The organism is Proteus mirabilis ATCC 29906, from assembly GCF_000160755.1.
In the GTDB taxonomy this organism is placed as follows: Bacteria; Pseudomonadota; Gammaproteobacteria; order Enterobacterales; family Enterobacteriaceae; genus Proteus; species Proteus mirabilis.
In genome coordinates this window covers 218,352-238,563 of sequence record NZ_GG668579.1, presented here as the reverse complement: position 1 = coordinate 238,563, position 20,212 = coordinate 218,352, and the positions used below count along the sequence as shown (strand labels likewise).

The 20,212-nt window shown below is 40.6% G+C and carries 19 protein-coding genes; 18 read left to right on the top strand and 1 reads right to left on the bottom strand.

What is annotated here, in order from left to right; translation table 11 throughout:
* The first annotated feature begins 422 nt into the window (after positions 1-422).
* From HMPREF0693_RS12015 to HMPREF0693_RS11930, 18 genes are all read left to right on the top strand, one after another.
* Positions 423-899 carry an RpiB/LacA/LacB family sugar-phosphate isomerase gene (locus HMPREF0693_RS12015; protein ID WP_004245696.1) on the top strand — a complete coding sequence of 159 codons (477 nt, stop codon included), beginning with the start codon at positions 423-425 and terminating at the stop codon, positions 897-899.
* 237 nt (positions 900-1,136) lie between these two features.
* Positions 1,137-1,757 (top strand): 4Fe-4S dicluster domain-containing protein, encoded by a 621-nt coding sequence (locus HMPREF0693_RS12010; protein ID WP_004245695.1) that lies wholly within the window; start codon positions 1,137-1,139, stop codon positions 1,755-1,757.
* Position 1,758: 1 nt separating this feature from the next.
* A complete protein-coding gene (gene hyfB, locus HMPREF0693_RS12005; protein ID WP_004245694.1) occupies positions 1,759-3,774 on the top strand; it encodes a hydrogenase 4 subunit B in 2,016 nt (671 codons plus the stop codon).
* A 12-nt stretch (positions 3,775-3,786) separates the two neighbouring features.
* The gene (locus HMPREF0693_RS12000; RefSeq protein ID WP_012368421.1) at positions 3,787-4,737 is read left to right on the top strand and encodes a respiratory chain complex I subunit 1 family protein; all 951 of its coding nucleotides are present in this window, start codon (positions 3,787-3,789) and stop codon (positions 4,735-4,737) included.
* A gap of 6 nt (positions 4,738-4,743) precedes the next feature.
* A complete protein-coding gene (locus HMPREF0693_RS11995) occupies positions 4,744-6,192 on the top strand; it encodes a hydrogenase 4 subunit D (RefSeq protein WP_004245692.1) in 1,449 nt (482 codons plus the stop codon).
* Between the two features lie 11 nt (positions 6,193-6,203).
* Positions 6,204-6,854 carry a hydrogenase 4 membrane subunit gene (hyfE, locus tag HMPREF0693_RS11990; RefSeq protein ID WP_004245691.1) on the top strand — a complete coding sequence of 217 codons (651 nt, stop codon included), beginning with the start codon at positions 6,204-6,206 and terminating at the stop codon, positions 6,852-6,854.
* A gap of 4 nt (positions 6,855-6,858) precedes the next feature.
* Complete coding sequence (locus HMPREF0693_RS11985; protein ID WP_004245690.1) at positions 6,859-8,427, top strand: hydrogenase 4 subunit F; 1,569 nt, start codon at positions 6,859-6,861, stop codon at positions 8,425-8,427.
* Position 8,428: 1 nt separating this feature from the next.
* A complete protein-coding gene (locus HMPREF0693_RS11980) occupies positions 8,429-10,162 on the top strand; it encodes a hydrogenase large subunit (RefSeq protein WP_004245689.1) in 1,734 nt (577 codons plus the stop codon).
* An 11-nt stretch (positions 10,163-10,173) separates the two neighbouring features.
* Complete coding sequence (hyfH, locus tag HMPREF0693_RS11975) at positions 10,174-10,728, top strand: hydrogenase 4 subunit H (protein ID WP_004245688.1); 555 nt, start codon at positions 10,174-10,176, stop codon at positions 10,726-10,728.
* Entirely contained in the window at positions 10,725-11,507 is a 783-nt protein-coding gene (locus tag HMPREF0693_RS11970; protein ID WP_004245686.1) for an NADH-quinone oxidoreductase subunit B family protein, read from the top strand. Before hyfH ends, HMPREF0693_RS11970 begins: the two co-directional genes overlap by 4 nt.
* Complete coding sequence (locus HMPREF0693_RS11965; RefSeq protein WP_004245685.1) at positions 11,500-11,910, top strand: formate hydrogenlyase maturation HycH family protein; 411 nt, start codon at positions 11,500-11,502, stop codon at positions 11,908-11,910. Before HMPREF0693_RS11970 ends, HMPREF0693_RS11965 begins: the two co-directional genes overlap by 8 nt.
* The gene (gene hycI / locus HMPREF0693_RS11960; protein ID WP_004245684.1) at positions 11,907-12,407 is read left to right on the top strand and encodes a hydrogenase maturation peptidase HycI; all 501 of its coding nucleotides are present in this window, start codon (positions 11,907-11,909) and stop codon (positions 12,405-12,407) included. Before HMPREF0693_RS11965 ends, hycI begins: the two co-directional genes overlap by 4 nt.
* A 417-nt stretch (positions 12,408-12,824) precedes the next feature.
* On the top strand, positions 12,825-13,817 hold the full coding sequence (locus tag HMPREF0693_RS11955) for a glycosyltransferase (RefSeq protein WP_004245683.1): 993 nt from the start codon (positions 12,825-12,827) through the stop codon (positions 13,815-13,817).
* Between the two features lie 400 nt (positions 13,818-14,217).
* Positions 14,218-15,801, top strand: coding sequence for an ABC transporter substrate-binding protein (locus tag HMPREF0693_RS11950; RefSeq protein ID WP_004245682.1), 1,584 nt, complete (start codon positions 14,218-14,220; stop codon positions 15,799-15,801).
* Positions 15,786-16,769, top strand: coding sequence for an ABC transporter permease (locus HMPREF0693_RS11945; protein ID WP_004245681.1), 984 nt, complete (start codon positions 15,786-15,788; stop codon positions 16,767-16,769). Before HMPREF0693_RS11950 ends, HMPREF0693_RS11945 begins: the two co-directional genes overlap by 16 nt.
* Positions 16,766-17,578 carry an ABC transporter permease gene (locus HMPREF0693_RS11940; protein ID WP_004245680.1) on the top strand — a complete coding sequence of 271 codons (813 nt, stop codon included), beginning with the start codon at positions 16,766-16,768 and terminating at the stop codon, positions 17,576-17,578. The genes HMPREF0693_RS11945 and HMPREF0693_RS11940 overlap by 4 nt, the downstream gene beginning before the upstream one ends.
* The gene (locus HMPREF0693_RS11935; protein ID WP_004245678.1) at positions 17,572-18,375 is read left to right on the top strand and encodes an ATP-binding cassette domain-containing protein; all 804 of its coding nucleotides are present in this window, start codon (positions 17,572-17,574) and stop codon (positions 18,373-18,375) included. The genes HMPREF0693_RS11940 and HMPREF0693_RS11935 overlap by 7 nt, the downstream gene beginning before the upstream one ends.
* A 67-nt stretch (positions 18,376-18,442) precedes the next feature.
* Entirely contained in the window at positions 18,443-19,054 is a 612-nt protein-coding gene (locus HMPREF0693_RS11930) for an ATP-binding cassette domain-containing protein (protein ID WP_004245677.1), read from the top strand.
* 101 nt (positions 19,055-19,155) lie between these two features.
* On the opposite strand, the gene HMPREF0693_RS11925 is transcribed toward HMPREF0693_RS11930, so the two are convergent.
* A partial coding sequence (locus tag HMPREF0693_RS11925; protein WP_248694450.1) for an autotransporter outer membrane beta-barrel domain-containing protein occupies positions 19,156-20,212 on the bottom strand: 1,057 nt, incomplete at its 5' end.

Here is a 20,212-nt window from a genome sequence, read left to right as displayed (position 1 = left end):
ATATCTCTTTTATTTTTTCTTTTCTTATGTTTCGTTCTTATTTATCTGATAATTAGCACTTTTTATACTAGATTGATGCTTTTTGGTCTTTTTTCTATACGTAAATTCTCTTAAGTGTAAATTCATAATCAGATTAGTATATTATTTTAAAAAAATTTTTTCCTATCCTATAAACACAATTTTATTGTCATTAAATTTTTTTGATTTTCATCAAAAATAAAACCTTATGATTATGATGGTTATTTAAAATTCTCTAAATTGATTACAGAGAAATTTAAAATTTTTGAATATAAATAAAATATTTATCGTCTATACTTTAATAAGTAATAACTCATTGAGTGAGATATTTTTATTTGGTTTTAATGATTATCAATCAGATATCTTTTCTTTGACCATGACTCTCAATTTATTTAGGAGGCGATATGGAACAGAAAATAATTGTTATGGGGGCAGATCCTTCAGGTTATGAGCTTAAAAATGCCGTCAAATCTCATCTACAAGCAAAAAATTACACAATAAAAGATATTACCGAATCAGGGCCTATTGGTTATTGTGATGTTGGTGATAAAGTTGGCGCTATTATTTCAGAACATCCTGAATATATTGGTTTTGTTTTTTGTGGCACAGGGATGGGAGTAAGTATTAGTGCTAATAAACATAAAAATGTTTATTGCGGGGTTTGTGAGAGTGTTACCACTGCGCGTTTTTGTAAAGTGATTAATAATTGCAATATGCTAGCCATGGGTGGTTTACTGATTACTCCCTTTAAAGCCAATATGATGGTAGATGCTTATTTATCTGCAATCTTTACACAAGGGTTTTCTGAAGCGACCCCAGATGATTTACAATGTGGCTTACAGACCATGAAAGAGGTTGAAAAGCGCATTTATACTGACTAATCCCTTTTTTGTAAGCCTGCTTTTGCAGGCTTTTTCAATCATATCACTCTTTCCCACCACTTAAGTGTCAACGTCATAATTGTCGACACGTCATCAAGCAAATTAATTTTTATTTATAACGCATTGATTTTTAACAAAAATAAAATATTACTGCTCTTGGCATGAAATATGCTTCATCTAGAGAAAAATTAACGACAGCCGTGAGCTGTTAAACGTTTTTCTCGGAGGATGTGGCGAATGAATCGCTTTGTTATTGCAGAGCCACAACGATGCATAGGGTGTAATACCTGTATGGCAGCTTGTTCGGAAGTACACCAAGCTGTGGGATTACAGGCGCATCCGCGTCTTACAGTGGTAAAAGTGGAGGATCAGACCGCCCCGATGCTTTGTCGGCATTGTGAGGATGCTCCTTGTGCTAGTGTGTGCCCAGTCAATGCCATTACTCATGAAGATAATATGATCTTTCTTAATGAGAGCTTGTGTATTGGCTGTAAGTTATGCGGTTTGGTATGTCCTTTTGGTGCGATTACACCATCAGGCAGTAAACCCGTTAACTTACCGGCTGTGTTTGACCATTTTGTGCCTGAAGAGATGCTGGCAGATGTGCCCGCAAGTCTTCCTACTACCAATCCATTCCTTGCATGGAATGCGGGTATTCGCGCAATAGCAGTGAAATGTGACTTGTGTGCTTTCTCAGATGAGGGGCCTGCTTGCGTAAAAGTCTGTCCGACAGATGCCTTACATCTAGTTGAAGAAGATAGCCTTGAAGAGCAGATGAAAGCGCGTCGTTTAGACTCTGTGATGGAACCTATGACAAGTCTTGATGATCTATCTACGTTGACACAGGAGCGCAAGTAATATGGAACCTCTTCAGTTACTGATGTGGTCAATCATCCTGTATGTTGTTGGTGGCGTTATTGCACTGTTTTTAAAGAAACAGGAAGGATTGGCAATCCTAATATCGGGGATCAGCGCAATCATCGGTGGTGTATTAGGTGTTTTAAGCGCATTACCGGTTATTTTAAATGGTGAAACAATCAGTTTTGCTATGGCTGGGCCATTTGATTTCGCCGCTTTTGTGGTGCGTATGGATATGCTTGGCGCCTTTATGGTGTTTGTCATTTCTTTACTCGTCACTGTTTGTGCGTTGTATTCACTCTCTTATGTTCAAGAATACAAAGGTCGCGGCGCATGGAGTATGGGATTTTTTATGAATCTCTTTATTGCTTCCATGGTAGGACTGATTGTTATGGATAATGCGTTTTACTTTATTATCCTATTTGAAATGATGTCGTTAGCATCTTGGTTCTTAGTCATCGCTGACCAAGATGACGAATCTATCCACGCCGGTTTACTCTACTTCTTTATCGCTCACGCAGGCTCTGTGCTAATCATGATAGCCTTCTTCTTAATGTGGCGTGAAAGCGGTAGCCTTGATTTTGATTCATTTCGTCAACTTTCTCTTTCCCCTGCAATGGCTTCTGTGGTGTTCTTACTGGGCTTCTTCGGATTTGGTGCCAAAGCCGGTATGTTGCCATTACACAGTTGGTTGCCAAAAGCGCACCCCGCAGCACCCTCTCACGCTTCAGCATTAATGTCTGGGGTGATGGTGAAAATTGGTATTTTTGGCATCATCAAAGTAGGCATTGATTTATTAGGTGCTTCACAAATGTGGTGGGGAATTGTCGTTCTCGCATTCGGTGCTGTCTCTTCTGTATTAGGGGTTATGTACGCATTAGCAGAGCACGATTTAAAACGTCTACTTGCATGGCACACCGTTGAAAATATCGGCATCATCTTGATGGGCGTGGGAGTTGGCATGGTAGGTATGGCAACCGATCATCCAGTGATTGCCGCTCTCGGTCTGCTTGGTGCGTTATACCATTTATTAAACCACGCGGTATTTAAAGGATTATTGTTCTTAGGTGCCGGAGCCATTATTAATCAAATTCACACTCGTGATATGGATAAGATGGGTGGATTAGCCAAACTAATGCCTTACACTGCAACAGCATTCTTAATTGGTTGTATGGCAATTTCAGCATTACCGCCATTAAATGGTTTTGTGAGTGAGTGGTATACTTATCAATCACTATTTACGATGAGTTACGATGGTAACTTTGTCATGCGCTTAAGTGGTCCTATTGCCATTATTATGTTGGCAATTACCGGGGCATTAGCGGCAATGTGTTTCGTCAAAGTTTATGGCGTCAGTTTTTGCGGTGGCCCACGTAGTGAGCAAGCGACTAAAGCTAAAGAAGTACCGTTGCCAATGACCATTGCTATGGGGTTATTAGCACTTTTCTGTGTTGTATTAGGTGTGGGTGCGGCTTTTATTGCGCCAATTATTGCCAATATTGCAATGTCACTTAGCGAAACCAGTGCATTAACAGTGACTCAAGGTGCGATATTAGTCCCTGATAGTGCATCACAAGCGATGTTCTCTCCTGCCTTAACATTTATTTTATTAATCGCCTTACCACTAATTCCATTCTTAATTTATCTCGGCTTAAAAGGTGGTCAACCTGCATTTCGCCGTAAAGGTAATCCATGGGCTTGTGGTTATGTCTGGGAAAAAGACATGGCGGTGTCCGCTGGGGGCTTTACTCAAGCACTACGTAGTATGTTTGCACCACTTTATCGTATGCGTAAACAGCTTGATCCATCACCTTGGCTTTCACGTGGCTTTAATAAAACACAGCTCGGTGCTGAAAAGGTCGAACCATTCTGGGATGAAAGCATTATTTATCCATTGGTTCGTGGTATCCAACGTTTTGCTAAACGTATCCAATGCCTACAAGGCGGCGATTTCAGACTCTATTGTCTATACGTGGTGGCAGCGCTGGTCATCTTGCTTTTAGTTATCGCAGCGTAAGGAGAGGGAATGATGACTTTCCAAGAAACACCTTCGTTTATGATGGGAATATTCGCGGTTATTCAAGCACTCTTTCTGCTGGCGATAACCCCATTATGTACAGGTATTTCTCGCCAAATTCGTGCCAAGATGCATTCGCGTCAAGGTCCTGGTATTTGGCAGGATTACCGAGATATTTTTAAATTACTTAAACGTCAATCCGTAGCCCCTGAGCAATCCGGCGTGATCTTCCAAGTGATGCCTTATGTGTTATTAGGCAGCATGTTATTAGTGGCAATGGCATTGCCTGTCTTTACGGCAACCTCTTTGTTTGGCGGTGCGGCGGACTTAATTGCATTAATTTATCTGTTTGCACTATTTCGTTTCTTTTTCTCTTTATCCGGTTTGGATTCAGGTAGTCCATTTGCGGGTATTGGGGCCAGCCGTGAACTGACATTGGGTGTATTAGTTGAGCCTATCTTAGTGCTTTCGTTGATTGTGGTGGCATTGATTGTGGGTTCAACCAATGTCGGCACTATCAGTGCGACGCTCGCCCAAGGTTGGGTATCACCCACAGCTACACTTTTAGCCTTATTGGCTTGTGCTTTTGCGGCATTTATTGAAATGGGCAAAATGCCTTTTGACGTCGCGGAAGCAGAGCAAGAATTACAAGAAGGACCACTAACCGAGTACTCCGGCTCTGGTTTTGCCATGGTTAAACTGGGTATTGGTTTAAAACAAGTGGTGATTGCTGAGCTGTTCCTTGCCGTATTTATTCCTTTTGGCAAAGCGACTGAATTTACTTTTGTCGCGCTTCTTGTCGCCTTAGTGTTAATGGCCGTGAAATTGCTGGTCGTGTTTGTATTAGCGTCATTAGTTGAAAACAGTTTAGCGCGTGGTCGCTTCTTACTGACTCAGCATGTGACATGGTTAGGGTTCGGTGTTGCGGCACTGGCTTTTGTTTTCTATTTAACTGGTCTATAAGGAGCGATGATTGCAATGGAAAATATAGCTCTTGCGACCTTACTCATCCCATTTGCAGGGGCGTTAATTACGTCCATACTGCCAAATCGGATGGCGAAGTGGTTATGTACACTGTTCGCTTTATTAGCCACATTAGGTACTGTTGTTTTAGGTTGGCAGTTCCTCGCTGAAGGTAAAGTCGATACCACAATTACGCTAGTACAATATGGTGATGTTGCGCTATTTGGTTTTACCATTGATCGCGTCAGTACCTTAATTGCTTTTGCCGTTGTATTCTTAGGATTACTCGTCAGTTTTTATTCAACGGGTTATCTCACTAACGGTAACCGTGAGCATCCTCATGATGGGACTCGTCGTTATTATGCTTTCCTGTTGATCTTTATTGGTGCTATGGCAGGTTTAGTACTGTCATCTACCATTTTAGGGCAACTGCTGTTTTTTGAAATTACCGGTGGTTGTTCTTGGGCATTAATTGGTTATTACCAATCAGAGAAGTCATTGCGTTCGGCAATGAAGGCATTGTTAATTACTCATATTGCGTCAATCGGTCTGTATCTTGCAGCTGCAACCTTGTTTGTAAGTACGGGTTCGTTTGAACTAACTGCGATAGCAACATTAGATGAGCCAACAAAACTGATTGTCTTTGGCGGTATTCTGTTTGCTGCTTGGGGTAAATCAGCACAGCTTCCTTTACAAGCTTGGTTACCTGATGCAATGGAAGCACCAACACCTGTAAGTGCTTACTTACACGCTGCGTCAATGGTTAAAGTGGGTGTGTATATCTTTGCTCGTGCCATTATTTCAGCCGGTGATGTCCCTCATATCATTGGTTGGGTGGGGATCGCCATGGCGGTTATCACTCTGATTTATGGCTTTATGATGTATCTGCCACAAAAAGATATGAAACGTCTGTTAGCATGGTCAACCATTACACAGCTTTCTTATATCTTCCTCGCGTTATCTATCTCAATCTTTGGACCTCGTGAAGCCTTTAATGGTGGTGTGGCTTATATCTTTAACCACGCTTTTGCTAAAAGTTTGTTCTTCTTAGTCGCAGGTGCTCTGAGTTATAGCTGTGGTACTCGTATGTTACCGCGCTTAAAAGGGTTAATTAATAAATATCCATTGCTGGGTGTGGGCTTTTGTGTTGCTGCGTTAGCGATTGCAGGTGTACCACCACTCAATGGTTTCTTTAGTAAATTCCCTATCTTTGCAGCAGGCTTTGAATTATCGAGTGTGTTCTGGGTAATGACACCTATTATGGTTCTGGTACTGATTGAATCTGTTGCAAGTTTCACTTGGTTTATCTACTGGTTTGGCCGTGTGGTGCCAGGAGAACCAAGTAAAGAAGTTGCGCAAGGACAACCGGTTCCTATGGCAATGCAAATTGTGATTGGAATACTGATTATTATGTCTTTCGCATCCAGTGTTATTGCTGTGACTTGGCTAGGATAAGGGGATAAATCATGACTGGAGCACTTATTGTTAATAATTTAGCGGGGTTAATGATGATCACCTCGCTACTGGTGATAGGCGCAAGAAAGCCTATTGCTTCCTGTTGGTTTTATGCTCTGCAATCCTTTGTTTTGGTGATGATTTTTGTCACTTTAGCAAATACGCTAGATGCACATCAACTGACACTTTGGGCGATAACCGCCTTCTTTACCAAAGTTCTACTCGTTCCACTTATCTTAGGATTTGCCTTCCGCAAATTATCCGATCCGAGCGCCAATATCAGTGTCATTAAACCGGCATTATTGATGTTATTAGCCGCCGTGATTGTGATTTTATGCTGGTTTGTGGTTGAGCCAATTCAAATACCTATGGTGGCGGAATTGAAACCTGCATTAGCGGTCTCTTTAGGCCATTTTATGCTAGGTCTACTGTGTATTGTGACTCAACGAAATATTCTAAAACAAGCATTTGGTTACTGCTTAATGGAAAACGGCTCTCACTTAACACTCGCTTTATTAGCGTGGAGGGCACCAGAGTTGGTAGAAATTGGTATAGCAACGGATGCCATTTTTGCTGTGATTGTCATGGCAGTATTGGCGCGTAAGATTTACCGCACGCTCAACACACTGAACGTGGATCAACTGACCGCGCTGAAGGGGTGAGGAGATGAATCAAACAACCATGTTAACAATCTTAATGTTTGCACCGCTGGTATTTTCGATATTGGCATTTTTAAGCCCATTATTGAAAGCAGCGGCACGTCCTATCGTTACAGGCATTCATACTATAGGTATTTTTGTCTTAGTCATTGCCGCGTTAGGCACTGTTGCTGATGTGATGTCCCATGGCGAAATACTGGCGGCAGCGAAATGGGTTCATGTTGATAGTTTAGGGGCACTATTTCTAGCCATTTTAGGCATCATTGGTTTTTTAACCGGCCTGTATTCTATTGGTTATATGAATCATGAAGTGGATGAGGGCGAAATTTCTGTTCGTACTTTATGTAACTACTATGGTTTCTTCCACCTCTTCCTTTTCACCATGTTATTAGCGATCACCAGTAATAACTTGATCTTGATGTGGGCCGCGATTGAAGCCACAACATTAAGCTCTGCTTTTTTAGTAGGGATTTATGGTCAACGCTCTTCATTAGAAGCTGCATGGAAGTACATTATTATCTGTAGTGTCGGTGTCGCATTTGGTCTTTTTGGCACAATTTTAGTTTATGCCAATGCAGCAAGCTTTATGCCTGATCCTGATCAGGCCATCTTCTGGACAGAAGTGTTGAAATATACACATCAGTTAGATCCAACACTGATGCATTTAGCTTTTGTATTTATTTTGATCGGTTTCGGTACCAAAACCGGGTTATTCCCAATGCATGCATGGTTACCAGATGCTCACAGTGAAGCGCCAAGCCCTGTTAGTGCGCTGTTATCTGCGGTGTTATTAAACTGTGCGCTGTTAATCATTATTCGTTACTACATTATTATTGATGCAGCAATAGGCACTGAATTCACTCGTAACCTATTGTTAATCTTTGGCTTCCTCTCTGTTGCTATCGCCGCGTTCTTTATTCTGATCCAGCGCGATATGAAACGTTTATTAGCGTACTCCAGTGTGGAAAACATGGGGTTAATTGCAGTGGCTCTGGGTATTGGTGGCCCGATTGGGATTTTGGCGGCTTTATTCCACACGTTAAACCACAGCTTAGCAAAAGCATTGCTGTTCTGCGGCTCTGGTAACGTGTTACTGAAATACGGTACACGGGATCTAAATGTCGTGAAAGGTATGTTTAAAGTAATGCCATTAAGTGCTGCATTATTTGCTGGCGGTGCTTTGGCATTAGGGGGCATGCCACCATTTAATGTCTTTATCAGTGAATTTATGATTGTTGTTGCAGGCTTAGCAGCTAAGCATATGGGATTAACAATTCTATTATTATTGTTATTAACCGTAGTATTAGGTGGATTAGTTCGTATGGTAGCTAAAACGGTATTTGGTCCAAAACCGGATGTGGTTGCCAAAGGTGAATTAGGTCTATTAACCACACTACCGATGATCATTTTGATTGCGCTTATGTTGTTAATGGGAACACATATTCCTAAGCCAGTCAGTGAGTTATTGGAGAATGCAGCCAATATCGTGATGAATATCGATGAGAGTGGATCACCAAATTATACATGGCCAACAACGTTAATCAGCAATCCATCAATATCGGTTCAGGAGAAGTAACGTGAGCTATCAAAATTATGTCAGTAGAAAAGAGGGAAACGAACTCGGTGCGGGTTATGTTGCTAAAGTTCGAGAAAAATTCCCATCAGCTATTCTTGATGAAGAGCGACAAACCGCTGATCAATTGACGATAACAGTTAAAACGGGATCACTGCCTGAAGTGGTGGAGTATCTATATTACGGTTTAGGAGGCTGGTTACCTGTTTTATTTGGTAACGATGAACGTAGTTTAAATGGTGATTATGCCGTCTATTACGCCTTATCGATGGAAGAGGGTGAAAAGTGCTGGATAGTCGTTAAAGCACACGTTAGTCCTATTACACTTGAATTTCCTTCTGTTACCCCGCGAGTTCCTGCAGCAGTATGGGGAGAGCGTGAAATTCGTGATATGTATGGTCTTATTCCTGTGGGCTTACCGGATGAGCGTCGTTTAGTGCTTCCAGATGATTGGCCTGAAGATATGTATCCGTTACGTAAAGATGCCATGGATTATCGCCAACGTCCAACGCCAACCACAGAAACAGAAACCTATCCGTTTGTGAACGAAGGCAAACAAGATGCGCGTGTCGTTCCTATCGGCCCTATGCATATTACGTCTGATGAACCGGGACATTTCCGTTTATTTGTTGACGGTGAAAATATTGTTGATGCTGACTATCGCATGTTCTATGTACACCGTGGTATGGAAAAATTGGCAGAAACCCGTATGGGCTATAATGAAGTGACTTTCCTATCAGACCGTGTCTGTGGGATTTGTGGCTTTACACATAGCGTGGCATATACCACTTCTGTTGAAAATGCGTTAGGTATTGAAGTGCCTCGTCGCGCTCATACTATCCGTTCTATTTTATTAGAAGTTGAACGTCTACATAGTCATTTATTAAATATCGGTTTAGCAAGTCACTTTACCGGATTTGATACCGGTTTCATGCAATTCTTCCGTATTCGTGAAAAATCCATGCAGATTGCTGAAATGCTGACGGGAGCACGTAAAACCTACGGCTTAAACTTAATTGGTGGTATTCGTCGCGATATTTTAAAAGATCAACGTATTAAAACTATCCAATTAGTCAGAGAAATGCGCAAAGAAGTCACTGAATTAGTCGACATCTTACTTTCTGCGCCAAATATGGAACAGCGTACCGTTGGGGTCGGGATTTTAGATAAGAAAGTCGCGCGTGATTTCAGTCCGGTAGGCCCGATGATCAGAGCCAGTGGTTTTAAACGTGATGTACGCTTTGATCACCCATTTGCAGATTATGGCAACTTACCATTAACCCTATTTAGTTATGAAGGTGGGGATGTTTTCTCACGTGTGATGGTGCGTATTAAGGAAGTGCTTGATTCTATGGCAATGATTGAATATGCCTTAGATAATCTGCCAGAAGGACCGTTATTAACTGAAGGCTTTACCTACCAACCTTATAAATTTGCACTTGGTTTTACCGAAGCTCCACGAGGTGAAGATATTCACTGGAGTATGTTGGGTGATAATCAAAAATTATTCCGTTGGCGTTGTCGTGCGGCCACTTACGCTAACTGGCCAGTACTACGTTATATGTTACAAGGAAATACGGTTTCTGATGCACCATTAATTATCGGTAGCCTCGATCCTTGTTACTCCTGTACTGACAGGGTAACGCTTGTCGATGTGAAAAAACGTAAATCGAAAACAGTTTCTTATAAAGAAATTGAACGTTATAGCATCGAACGTAAAAATTCGCCGCTCAAGTGAGGGACTGAACGATGTTAAAATTGTTTAAAACCATTATCAAAACAGGCGATGCAACAACAAAATATCCTTTTAAACCATTAGAACTCCCTGATGGTTTTAGAGGAAAACCTGAGTACTCACCTGAGCAATGTATTGTTTGTGGGGCTTGTACTTCTGCATGTCCTGCGAATGCACTGACCATGGAAACCAACCTCGAAACGGGTGAACGTCACTGGCAGTTATTTATTGGTCGTTGTATTTATTGCGGCCGCTGTGAAGAAGTCTGCCCAACTCGGGCAATTGTATTATCAGATATGTTTGAAACGGCAGTCACACAAAAATCAGATCTTTATATTAAAGGTACATTTAAATTATTAAGCTGCCGTGAGTGTCATCAACCCTTTACACCTAGAAAATCTGTTGATTACGCTATGGCACTGCTGGTGCAATCGGGTTGGGATGCACAAACTGTTGAGGCAATGCGTCCACAATTTGAAACTTGCCCAGAGTGTAAACGTAAACATAACCTACTCTCTGATGGTCAAGAAAATATTAGTATGGGCAATGTCGGGAGTGTGAAAAAATGAGTCTACCAGAAATTCCCATCAATCATCATGTCAGCCAACCTATCACATTAAGTGATCAGGTGAAAAAGCTGAAAAAAACGTTATTGAAAGATATTCAACGTTCCGCGTATGTTTATCGTGTTGACTGTGGTGGTTGTAATGGTTGTGAGATTGAAATTTTCTCTGCAATTACACCTGTTTTTGATGCCGAGCGATTTGGTATCAAGGTGGTTGCTTCACCTCGCCATGCTGATATTTTGTTATTTACTGGTGCCGTAACACGCCAAATGCGTGTACCGGCATTACGTGCTTATGAATCAGCACCAGATCCCAAAATTTGTATCTCTTATGGGGCTTGTGGTTGTGGTGGTGGGATATTCCACGATCTCTATTGTGTATGGGGTGGGAGTGAAACCATTGTTCCTATTGATGTGTGGATCCCTGGTTGTCCTCCGACACCTGCAGCAACTATTTATGGTTTTGCTGTGGCATTAGGCTTATTAGATCAAAAACTAAAAGGTCAAAATCACACTGAAGTAGATAATGAGCAAGCGTCACTGTTACTACCGTCGATCCCTCTTGATACTCGGGTAATGATAGAGCGTGAAGCTCGTCGTCTTGCTGGTTATTATCAAGGGCGACAAATTAGTGATCATTTCCTCACTTTACTTGATGGTGCCACAGTACAAGAAGTCAGTGGGCGTGTTGATGAATGGTTACGCCAAGCGAATGATCCTCGTTTAGCGGAAATTGTAAAACGACTGGTGCATTCATTAAACCAAGGAGGCGTTCATGTCTGATGACGCTAAAGTTTACTTTTGGTCATTAAGACAAAAGTTTGTTGATAGCGATGATGATATACCTGAGCAGGCGCAACAAGTGATGTACTACTCGTTGGCGATTGGTCATCACGTCGGCATGATTGACTGCTTAAAAACAGAGTTGGTTTGTCCTTTAGAAAAATATCAAGCATGGATTGATTTATTACCTGAGGGGGAAGCAAAACGAAAAATGCAAGGATTGCTAACTTTCGGTGAGATCAATATCAATTCTGAACATACTCACATGTTAGCTTTAGCTTTCGATCCTATTGCCAAAAGTGATGATCCACTTTTTAGTGAGTGGAGCCAAACGCTGATTAATTTATTAGGTGAAATTGTTATAGAGCCAGCGATTTATTTGATAGTAAAGAGAAAACCATGAGTGAAACAATGACAGCACCTAAGGTCGTATTAACGGTAGGAAATAGCATGATGGGGGATGATGGAGCCGGTCCTCTATTAGCGGACTTAATGGAAGCAAACCCGATTGATGGTTGGATGGTTATCAATGGGGGAAGTGCGCCAGAGAATGTTTCTTATCAAATAAGAGCATTACAACCGCAATGTGTTGTCATTGTTGATGCGGCTGATATTGGTTTAAAACCTGGTGAAATAAGGGTAATAGATCCTGATTATATTGCAGAAATGTTTATTATGAGCACCCATAACATGCCGTTAAATTTTCTGATAGATCAATTAAAGGACGATATCCCCGATATTACTTTCTTGGGGATCCAGCCCGATCTGGTGGGATTCTATTACCCAATGACCGAAGCGGTAAGAAACGCTGTTGATAAAGTTTATCAAGGCATTAAGTCTTGGCGAGTTGATTACTTTCCTGAGCTTGAAGTCTGTGATGAAGACGATATCGAAGAATAGAAAAATTAAAGTATAAAAAACATAAAGTATAAATAAGTATCCATAAGTAAAAAACATCCGTTCTGCGGATGTTTTATATTAATGAGTGATATAAGTGTCACAACCGCCAAAAAAAGACAGTTTTGTAACTTATATCACTCATGGATAAACAGTCATCTTGAGCCTATCTTTTTTAAAAAACGCACATCCTTAACCCTTTCTTCATCAGTATCAAGACAAAATTACTTATACTTAGCCTAACTAGTGAATTTTAGAGGCCTAATTGGCTCAAAAAGCGCACTTTTTGATTAATGTTAAGTGTAACATAGCAAGATTAGCTTCATATTAAGCTAACTATCTTTGCTACCCTTAATGCCCTTAAGCAAAAATGTTCACGACAAAATATTTCTGTCTTATTAAAAAAATAAAAGGTTCGGTATGTCCTCTTCTTTTCCCCAATTAAGTATTGTGGTGGCGGTTTTTAATGGTGAAAAATTTTTACCACAGTTTTTTAATTGTTTACATGCACAACAACTGGAAAACTGGGAACTTATTTTAGTTGATGATGGCTCTACTGATAACTCTCGTCAGATCTTAGATAAATGGGAAAAACACTTTCCCAATGTCACTATTTTAACACAAGAAAACCAAGGTGTTTCCGTTGCGCGTAATACAGGATTTGCTGTTGCAAAGGGGGAATACGTTGCTTTTCCTGATATTGATGATGTGATAGATAAACGCATGTATCCCCGATTACTTGAAATTGCCAAGGCCGATAATTTGGATGTGGCAACCTGTAATGGGAATTATGTTTATGATGATAAAAACCGACCAACACGCCCTATCTTTCCTTCAACGCGTTTAACAACCACAGAGGTATTAACCGGGCCTCAATGGCTTGAACGTGCTCTTGAATCGAAAAAGTTCTTACATGTTACATGGCTAAATATTTATCGACGTCAGTTTTTATTGGAGCATGGTTATTACTTTGAGCCGGGTTTGCATCACCAAGATATTCCTTGGACGACAGAAGTGTTATTAACGGCGAAACGGGTAAAATATATCGATGAGCGTTATTACGACTATTTTATTCATTCTGGCTCCGTGTCGCATACGACACCCGATGATCGTATTCATGTAAGAACAATTTATAACTATATGAAAATACTTGAGATGCTGGATGCTATTAATCAACGCCATGCTGAGATAGCAAAAACGATCAATGCTTGTTATTGGCAAATAGCCAAAGAAGGTTTAGGTATTATTCATTCTATTGATGCGATTAGTTCACCAGAAACCAAAAAACAGATAGTTAAGGTATTTTTTGAGCGGGGAATTTGGGCATTAATTTGGAAAAATGCGAAAGATTTTAGATTAAAATGGCGTTTAGGTCGGCGTTATTTTCGACTGAAAAAAATATTAGCAGAATAAATATAAAGGGGTGTAATAATTTGCACCCTTTATTTTTTCATTAATATACTTATCGTAAAATTAGGTTATTTCGTAAAAATAGCAATTTATTTTGTTATATGCTCACTATTAAGAATGAGCATAATCTATATAACTGATTTATTAGAAAAAAACTGTGCTCTATTTAAAATTTTGTCATATTGAACGCTATTGCTTGATGAAAGTTTATGTAAAATCAATAAAATGTTGGATATTATTCGAGTAATTCAAGAAAAGCTTTTATGATGCCAAGCAATTAATCCTTTTGTCTGCATCAATATGCAGAACATCATAATAACAACAGTTAACTTATTTCTTTTCTGCCTCTTTCAAACAGATTGAGACTGATGATAAGTCGTATCTAAAAAATCGGAGAATATTTATGTCTATTCGGTTTAGTTGGCGAAAATCGTTTATTGCTTTATCCTGCTTAGCCGCACTTAGTGTTCCTGTTACTACTTCAGCACAAACCTTAAAATTAGCCATTGGTGAAGAGCCGACAGAAGGTTTTGATCCCATGTTAGGGTGGAGCCATGGTAGCTACTTACTGCTACACAGCCCATTATTAAAGCAAAATGCGGATCTGAGTTGGTATAGCAATATGCTCAGTGATTATCAGCCTAGTGCAGAGGGCACAACATGGAAGCTGACGTTAAAACCAGATTTGAAATTTTCTGATGGTTCACCTTTAACTGCAAAAGATGTTGCCTTTACCTATAACAATGCCGCGGCAAGTGGCGGTAAAGTGGATATGGGAAACTTTCTTTCTGCAACGGCAGATGATGATTTACATGTCACTATTGCTTTAAAAGCGCCTCAAAGTACTTTTGTTAATGTATTAGGCTCGCTAGGCATTGTTTCGGCTGATAAATATGATGAAAAAACTTATGCACAAAAGCCGATTGGTGCCGGTCCTTATCGTATGGTCAGTTTTCAACCGGGTCAGCAACTCATCGTTGAGACAAACCCTTATTATGCGGGTAAGAAAAATGATTTCGAAAAGCTTATCTTTGTTTTTCTTGATGAAGATGCCGCTTTTGCTGCCGCTCAAAGTGGACAACTAGGGGTTGTTCGTATTCCTCCTGCCACCGCAGCCATTGCTAAAAATTTGCCTAATGTAAAATTGTGGGAAAGAGCCAGTGTTGAAAATCGTGGTATCGTCTTTCCTATGGTGAAATCAGGTGAGAAAAATGCACAAGGGTATGATATCGGTAATGATATCACTGCAGATATCGCCATCCGTAAAGCGATTAACTATGCCCTTAACCGCCAATTACTGGCAGAGCAAGTATTAGATGGATATGCAGTTCCTGCTTATACCGGCGTAAAAGGATTACCTTGGGATCAAACCGAGGCCGCATTTAAAGACGGTGATATTGAAAAAGCTAAACAAATTCTTGATGATGCGGGTTGGAAACTCAATAAAAATGGCATTCGAGAAAAAGACGGTTTAGAAGCGAAATTGACACTCTGGTACACCAGTGGTGATGCAACTCGTCGTGATTTAGCAGAATCAATTCGTGCGTTAGTGCAACCTCTTGGCATTCAAATGGATCTTAAGTCAGGAAGCTGGGATACCGTAGAGCGTTATATGCACTCAAACCCGACTTTGTTTGGTTGGGGAAGTCTTGATCCGATGGAGCTCTATCATCACTATAGTATGAATGCCGCAGGTGTGGGTTACTATAATCCTGGGTATTATAAAAATCCTGCCGTTGAAAAACATTTACAAGCAGCATTAGATGCACCGACATGGCAACAAGCGGTACCACATTGGCAAGCGGTAGAGTGGGATGGTAAAAATGGCGTCGGTATCAAAGGTGATGCTGCTTGGGCTTGGTTAATGAATATTCAGCATACTTACTTAACCGATCCTTGTGTTGATTTAGGCACTGGCGCTCCGGAAATTCACGGTTCATGGTCATTATTAAATAGCGTAGATACTTGGAAGTGGACTTGTCAGTAATACGTCAAACAGTAGGATTTTTCCTGCGATTATTATGCCTGCTGCTGGTAACAACAGCAGGTGTTTTTATTTTATTAAGTTTTTCGCCGATTGATCCGATCAAGGCCTATATCGGTAGTGATTTGCTAAACGTTCCGCCTGAGCAGTATCCGCTGATAGCGGCTCGCTGGGGGATGGATCAGCCACTATGGATGCGTTTTTGGCTCTGGTTTAGCCAGATAATCCAAGGTGATTTTGGTTATTCCATGCTCTATAACATGCCGGTTATTGATGTTATTCGCCAACGGGCAGGGCCTTCGTTTATCCTGCTTTTTTCTGCGTGGCTATTTTCAGGTGTAATAGGGGTGTTAATGGGGTTAGTGGCAGGACGATATCTTAATCGTTGGCCTGATAGGATCATCTCAACCCTCTCTTATTTGCTGGCCTCATTACCGACTTTTTGGGTTGGATTGCTGTTGTTATCGCTGTTTTCGGTAACGTTACACTGGGCACCCATTTGCTGTGCATGGCCGATGGGCAGTAGTGCTGAAGCAGCCACATTGGGCCAACGTTTTTCGCATCTTATTTTACCTATGATAGCGTTAGGATTATTAGGTACAGGTAATATCGCACTGCATACTCGCGCAAAAGTTGCTGAAGTGATGGGCAGTGAATTTATTCATTTTGCTAAAGCCCAAGGTGATAAAGGTTGGGCTATGATGCTTTTTCATGTTCTACGTCATGCCATTACTCCCGCACTTTGCTTACAGTTTGCATCAATTGGTGAATTGTTAGGTGGTTCATTATTGGCGGAGAAGGTTTTTGCTTATCCGGGATTAGGGCAAGCGACAGTAGATGCCGGATTGCGTGGGGATATCCCCCTATTAATGGGGATTGTTGTATTTAGCACAATTCTCATTTTCTTTGGAAACAGTATCTCTAACTACTTGTTACGACGAATTAATAAAGGAATTTTGCGCGACTTATGATTTACGATCCCAATAAGCCTTTATTTAGACTGCTATTTGTCTCAATCGTATTAGTGGGGCTGGTTATTTATGGCTTATCTGTTTCTCATACTGATATTGTGATGGATTTTTTAGCTAGAAACCAAGCGCCATCTACTCAGTACTGGTTTGGCACGGATAATTTAGGCCGTTCACTGTGGTTACGCTGTTTTCAAGGTATGTTAAGTAGCTTAAATATCGGTGTCACTAGTGCCGTTGTCAGTGGTGCTATTGCTTTGATATTTGCTGGGATCTCCTCCATTAATCGCCATTGTGATTTATTGGTCAGAGGGGTGGTTGATGCCTTGTTAGCATTACCTCATTTACTGTTGTTGATCTTGATCTGTTTTACTTTAGGTGGGGGACAGCAAGGTGTTATCTGGGCTGTTGCATTAACCCATTGGCCCAAATTAGCCCTAATTTTACGTGGTGAAATTCAACGTATTCGTGAAGCAGATTATGTGATGCTATCTCGCCGTATTGGCAATACACCTTTTGAGTGTGTGAAAAAACACTATATCCCAATGTTATTACCGCAATGGATTGTAGGAACGTTGCTTATGTTTCCACATGCGGTATTGCATAGTGCTGCGTTGAGCTTTTTAGGTTTTGGGCAAGCAGCGCATGAGCCTTCTCTTGGATTGCTATTAGCGGATGCCTTACGTTATTTAAGTACCGGTGCTTGGTGGATGGTGTTTTTTCCCGGATTAATTTTAATGTGCTTGGTATTGATATTTGATCAATTTGCTAAAGCCATGCAGCAACTATGGTTAAGAGGGGCAGGATGTTAAGTTTTGAACAGCTTTCCATTGATATTGCGCAGTTTCGTTGGTTAGGAAAGCGCACTTGGCAGCCTTTATTAAAATCTATTTCTCTTGATATTAAACCTGGCAAAATGCTGGCTTTAGTGGGGGGCAGCGGTGAAGGTAAAAGTTTACTCCTGCAAAGTGCATTGGGACTACTACCTGCTAATATGCGAACCCGAGGCACAATTAAACTTAATGGGCATCCGTTAACCGAGCGAGAGCTTATTGCTTATCGTGGTAATACTTTTTGCTATATTCCTCAAGGTGTAACAGCGCTTAATCCGTTAATTAGCATTGGTGAACAACTGGGCCGTTCAGCGCGGTTAAGTGGTGCTGATATCACCTATGAAGATATTAAACACCAATTTGGTTTATATCACCTCTCTAGCTCGTTAGTGAAAACTTACCCCGCAAAATTATCGGGGGGAATGGCTAAACGAGTACTCGCCTGCAATGCAACATTATCTAATGCACAATATATACTGGCTGATGAGATAACATCATGGCTTGATGATGAACACGCTTGTTTATTGCTAGAGCATTTAAAAGAGTTATGTCATCAAGGTAAATCAGTCCTATGGGTCACCCATGATTTAGCTTTGGCTGCTCGTTATGCCGATACCATTGCTGTGTTGAGGCAAGGGGAGCTAAATGAGATAGTCGCTGCTAAAGCGCTTTATCATCATGGTGGGAGTGAGTGGCTAAAAACATTGTGGAATGCACTGCCTGAACAGCAGTTTTTAGATCTACAAGAGGGGGCTTGCAACCCATACCCATATTGAGCAGTGATAGATTATCTTCTTTATATACCTTTTTCTCTTAGAGAACCCTATTTTTGAGGTTATTTTTATGCCACTTTTAGCGCTACAACAACTCTCTGTGCAACAAGCCGGTAAGATGTTATGGCATGATCTCTCTTTTTCATTAGAGGCGGGAGAGCGCTTAGGCATTTCTGCGCCAAGTGGTAGAGGAAAAACAACGTTAGGTCGTGTATTAGCACAATGGCAAATGCCGACTAGTGGGCAAATTCTTTTTAATCAGCAACCTCTGCCTAAGAAAGGTTATTGTCCCATTCAATTGGTTCCGCAACATCCTGATAAATGTTTTAATCCATTTAGAACAACCGGAGAGAGTGTACGTGATGCATGGGTGCCTGATAGCCTGTGGCTTGAAAAATTGATGATAGAGCCAGAGTGGTTAACCCGTAGGCCTAATGAGTTATCAGGAGGAGAATTGGCACGTATTGCATTACTACGAGCACTTGATCCTCGAACACAATTATTAATTGCAGATGAAGTGACTGCACAATTAGATGCACAGATCCAAGCCAAAATTTGGCAAGTATTAATCGATGAAAGTCAAAAACGTCCTTTAAGTTTAATTATCTTTAGTCACAATAAAGCCTTACTAGAAAAAGTATCTACCAGAATATGGTGGGTAGATAAGGAAAAAATATGTTGATAGTAAAAAGGATACTAGAGCGATTTTAATAAAAAAAAGCTTCCTGTATTTTGAAATATAGGAAGCAAACTATTACTACTAATTATAATAATAATAAGGAATTAAAAACGATATGTATAACCAATACCCATATGAATATCTTGATTACGATAAGGGGTCATTTGCCAATTTGTTGTCGTATTAACAGATGACTGTTTATCTAGTTGGTAAGTTAGCCCTACACTAGCAAATGGACGCTGTGCTAACTGTTTTTTGTTGTCGTTATAGTTAATTTTTTGCTGACCTAGATAATCAATATGACTTTGGAAGTCACCTTGGTGATGTGATAAATGCCATAATAAACCCGCTTTGCTGTCCAGTTTGAGTTTGGCATTGACTGTATACTCTATTCCTAATCCTATTTTTGCAAGCAATGAATGTGCATTAAGTTCTTGATAATGGACTGCAAGTTTAGTCCCTTGTGTTTCGCTATAAGCAGAGCGTGATGTTTGATTAAAAGTAAGTCCTGCAAAAGGCGTTACAGTGATAAGGTTATTGAGTGTGTAAGGATAATATCCTTGAAAATCAATATAATAACCGGAGATCTTTGCGTGGCCTTTACCCGCTTCGGTATTATCTAATATTGGTCTTTTAATCGTGACTTTGCGGTTTACATATGCCCCTTTTAATGAAAGATGTAATGCATTGCCATTCGAGGTTGGGTTTAGTGACGGGATTAAATCAACGCTAAAACCAATTAACGGTAAAGGGTATCCTTGATATTCATAGCCTGTGGGTAAAGAAGAGTAGCTATCGCTATCAATAGCAAGACCAACCACTAATGGTGTTTGATTGATATCAAAACGATAAGCTCCACTAATGCCCGTTTGTATAGCGTTGGCTTTATCAATATTTTGATAGTGTGTGAAGCCACTAAGACATGCTTTTTCAGTACCGACAGAACAGGTGGCGGAAGCTAAATAACGCAATTGACCCTGTTGCATATCGATAAGTTTATAGCTATTTTCAGCCATTAATTGCATGGATTTATAGCTGTTTTCTACATCGATTGGTTTACTGATAGCTGTCGATGATTTTGCTGTTTCTTTCTCTTTTACCTTTGCTTTAGCCTGTTGTACTTGTTCATCTTCTACAGGGGGAAGTTCTTTATCAGCTTGT

What these genes read in the sequence shown, in the direction of transcription:
- HMPREF0693_RS12015 (WP_004245696.1), top strand. Translation starts at nt 423, where the DNA reads ATGGAACAGAAAATAATTGTTATGGGGGCAGATCCTTCAGGTTATGAG.
- HMPREF0693_RS12010 (WP_004245695.1), top strand. Translation starts at nt 1,137, where the DNA reads ATGAATCGCTTTGTTATTGCAGAGCCACAACGATGCATAGGGTGTAAT.
- hyfB (WP_004245694.1), top strand. Translation starts at nt 1,759, where the DNA reads ATGGAACCTCTTCAGTTACTGATGTGGTCAATCATCCTGTATGTTGTT.
- HMPREF0693_RS12000 (WP_012368421.1), top strand. Translation starts at nt 3,787, where the DNA reads ATGACTTTCCAAGAAACACCTTCGTTTATGATGGGAATATTCGCGGTT.
- HMPREF0693_RS11995 (WP_004245692.1), top strand. Translation starts at nt 4,744, where the DNA reads ATGATTGCAATGGAAAATATAGCTCTTGCGACCTTACTCATCCCATTT.
- hyfE (WP_004245691.1), top strand. Translation starts at nt 6,204, where the DNA reads ATGACTGGAGCACTTATTGTTAATAATTTAGCGGGGTTAATGATGATC.
- HMPREF0693_RS11985 (WP_004245690.1), top strand. Translation starts at nt 6,859, where the DNA reads ATGAATCAAACAACCATGTTAACAATCTTAATGTTTGCACCGCTGGTA.
- hyfH (WP_004245688.1), top strand. Translation starts at nt 10,174, where the DNA reads ATGTTAAAATTGTTTAAAACCATTATCAAAACAGGCGATGCAACAACA.
- HMPREF0693_RS11970 (WP_004245686.1), top strand. Translation starts at nt 10,725, where the DNA reads ATGAGTCTACCAGAAATTCCCATCAATCATCATGTCAGCCAACCTATC.
- HMPREF0693_RS11965 (WP_004245685.1), top strand. Translation starts at nt 11,500, where the DNA reads ATGTCTGATGACGCTAAAGTTTACTTTTGGTCATTAAGACAAAAGTTT.
- hycI (WP_004245684.1), top strand. Translation starts at nt 11,907, where the DNA reads ATGAGTGAAACAATGACAGCACCTAAGGTCGTATTAACGGTAGGAAAT.
- HMPREF0693_RS11955 (WP_004245683.1), top strand. Translation starts at nt 12,825, where the DNA reads ATGTCCTCTTCTTTTCCCCAATTAAGTATTGTGGTGGCGGTTTTTAAT.
- HMPREF0693_RS11950 (WP_004245682.1), top strand. Translation starts at nt 14,218, where the DNA reads ATGTCTATTCGGTTTAGTTGGCGAAAATCGTTTATTGCTTTATCCTGC.
- HMPREF0693_RS11940 (WP_004245680.1), top strand. Translation starts at nt 16,766, where the DNA reads ATGATTTACGATCCCAATAAGCCTTTATTTAGACTGCTATTTGTCTCA.
- HMPREF0693_RS11935 (WP_004245678.1), top strand. Translation starts at nt 17,572, where the DNA reads ATGTTAAGTTTTGAACAGCTTTCCATTGATATTGCGCAGTTTCGTTGG.
- HMPREF0693_RS11930 (WP_004245677.1), top strand. Translation starts at nt 18,443, where the DNA reads ATGCCACTTTTAGCGCTACAACAACTCTCTGTGCAACAAGCCGGTAAG.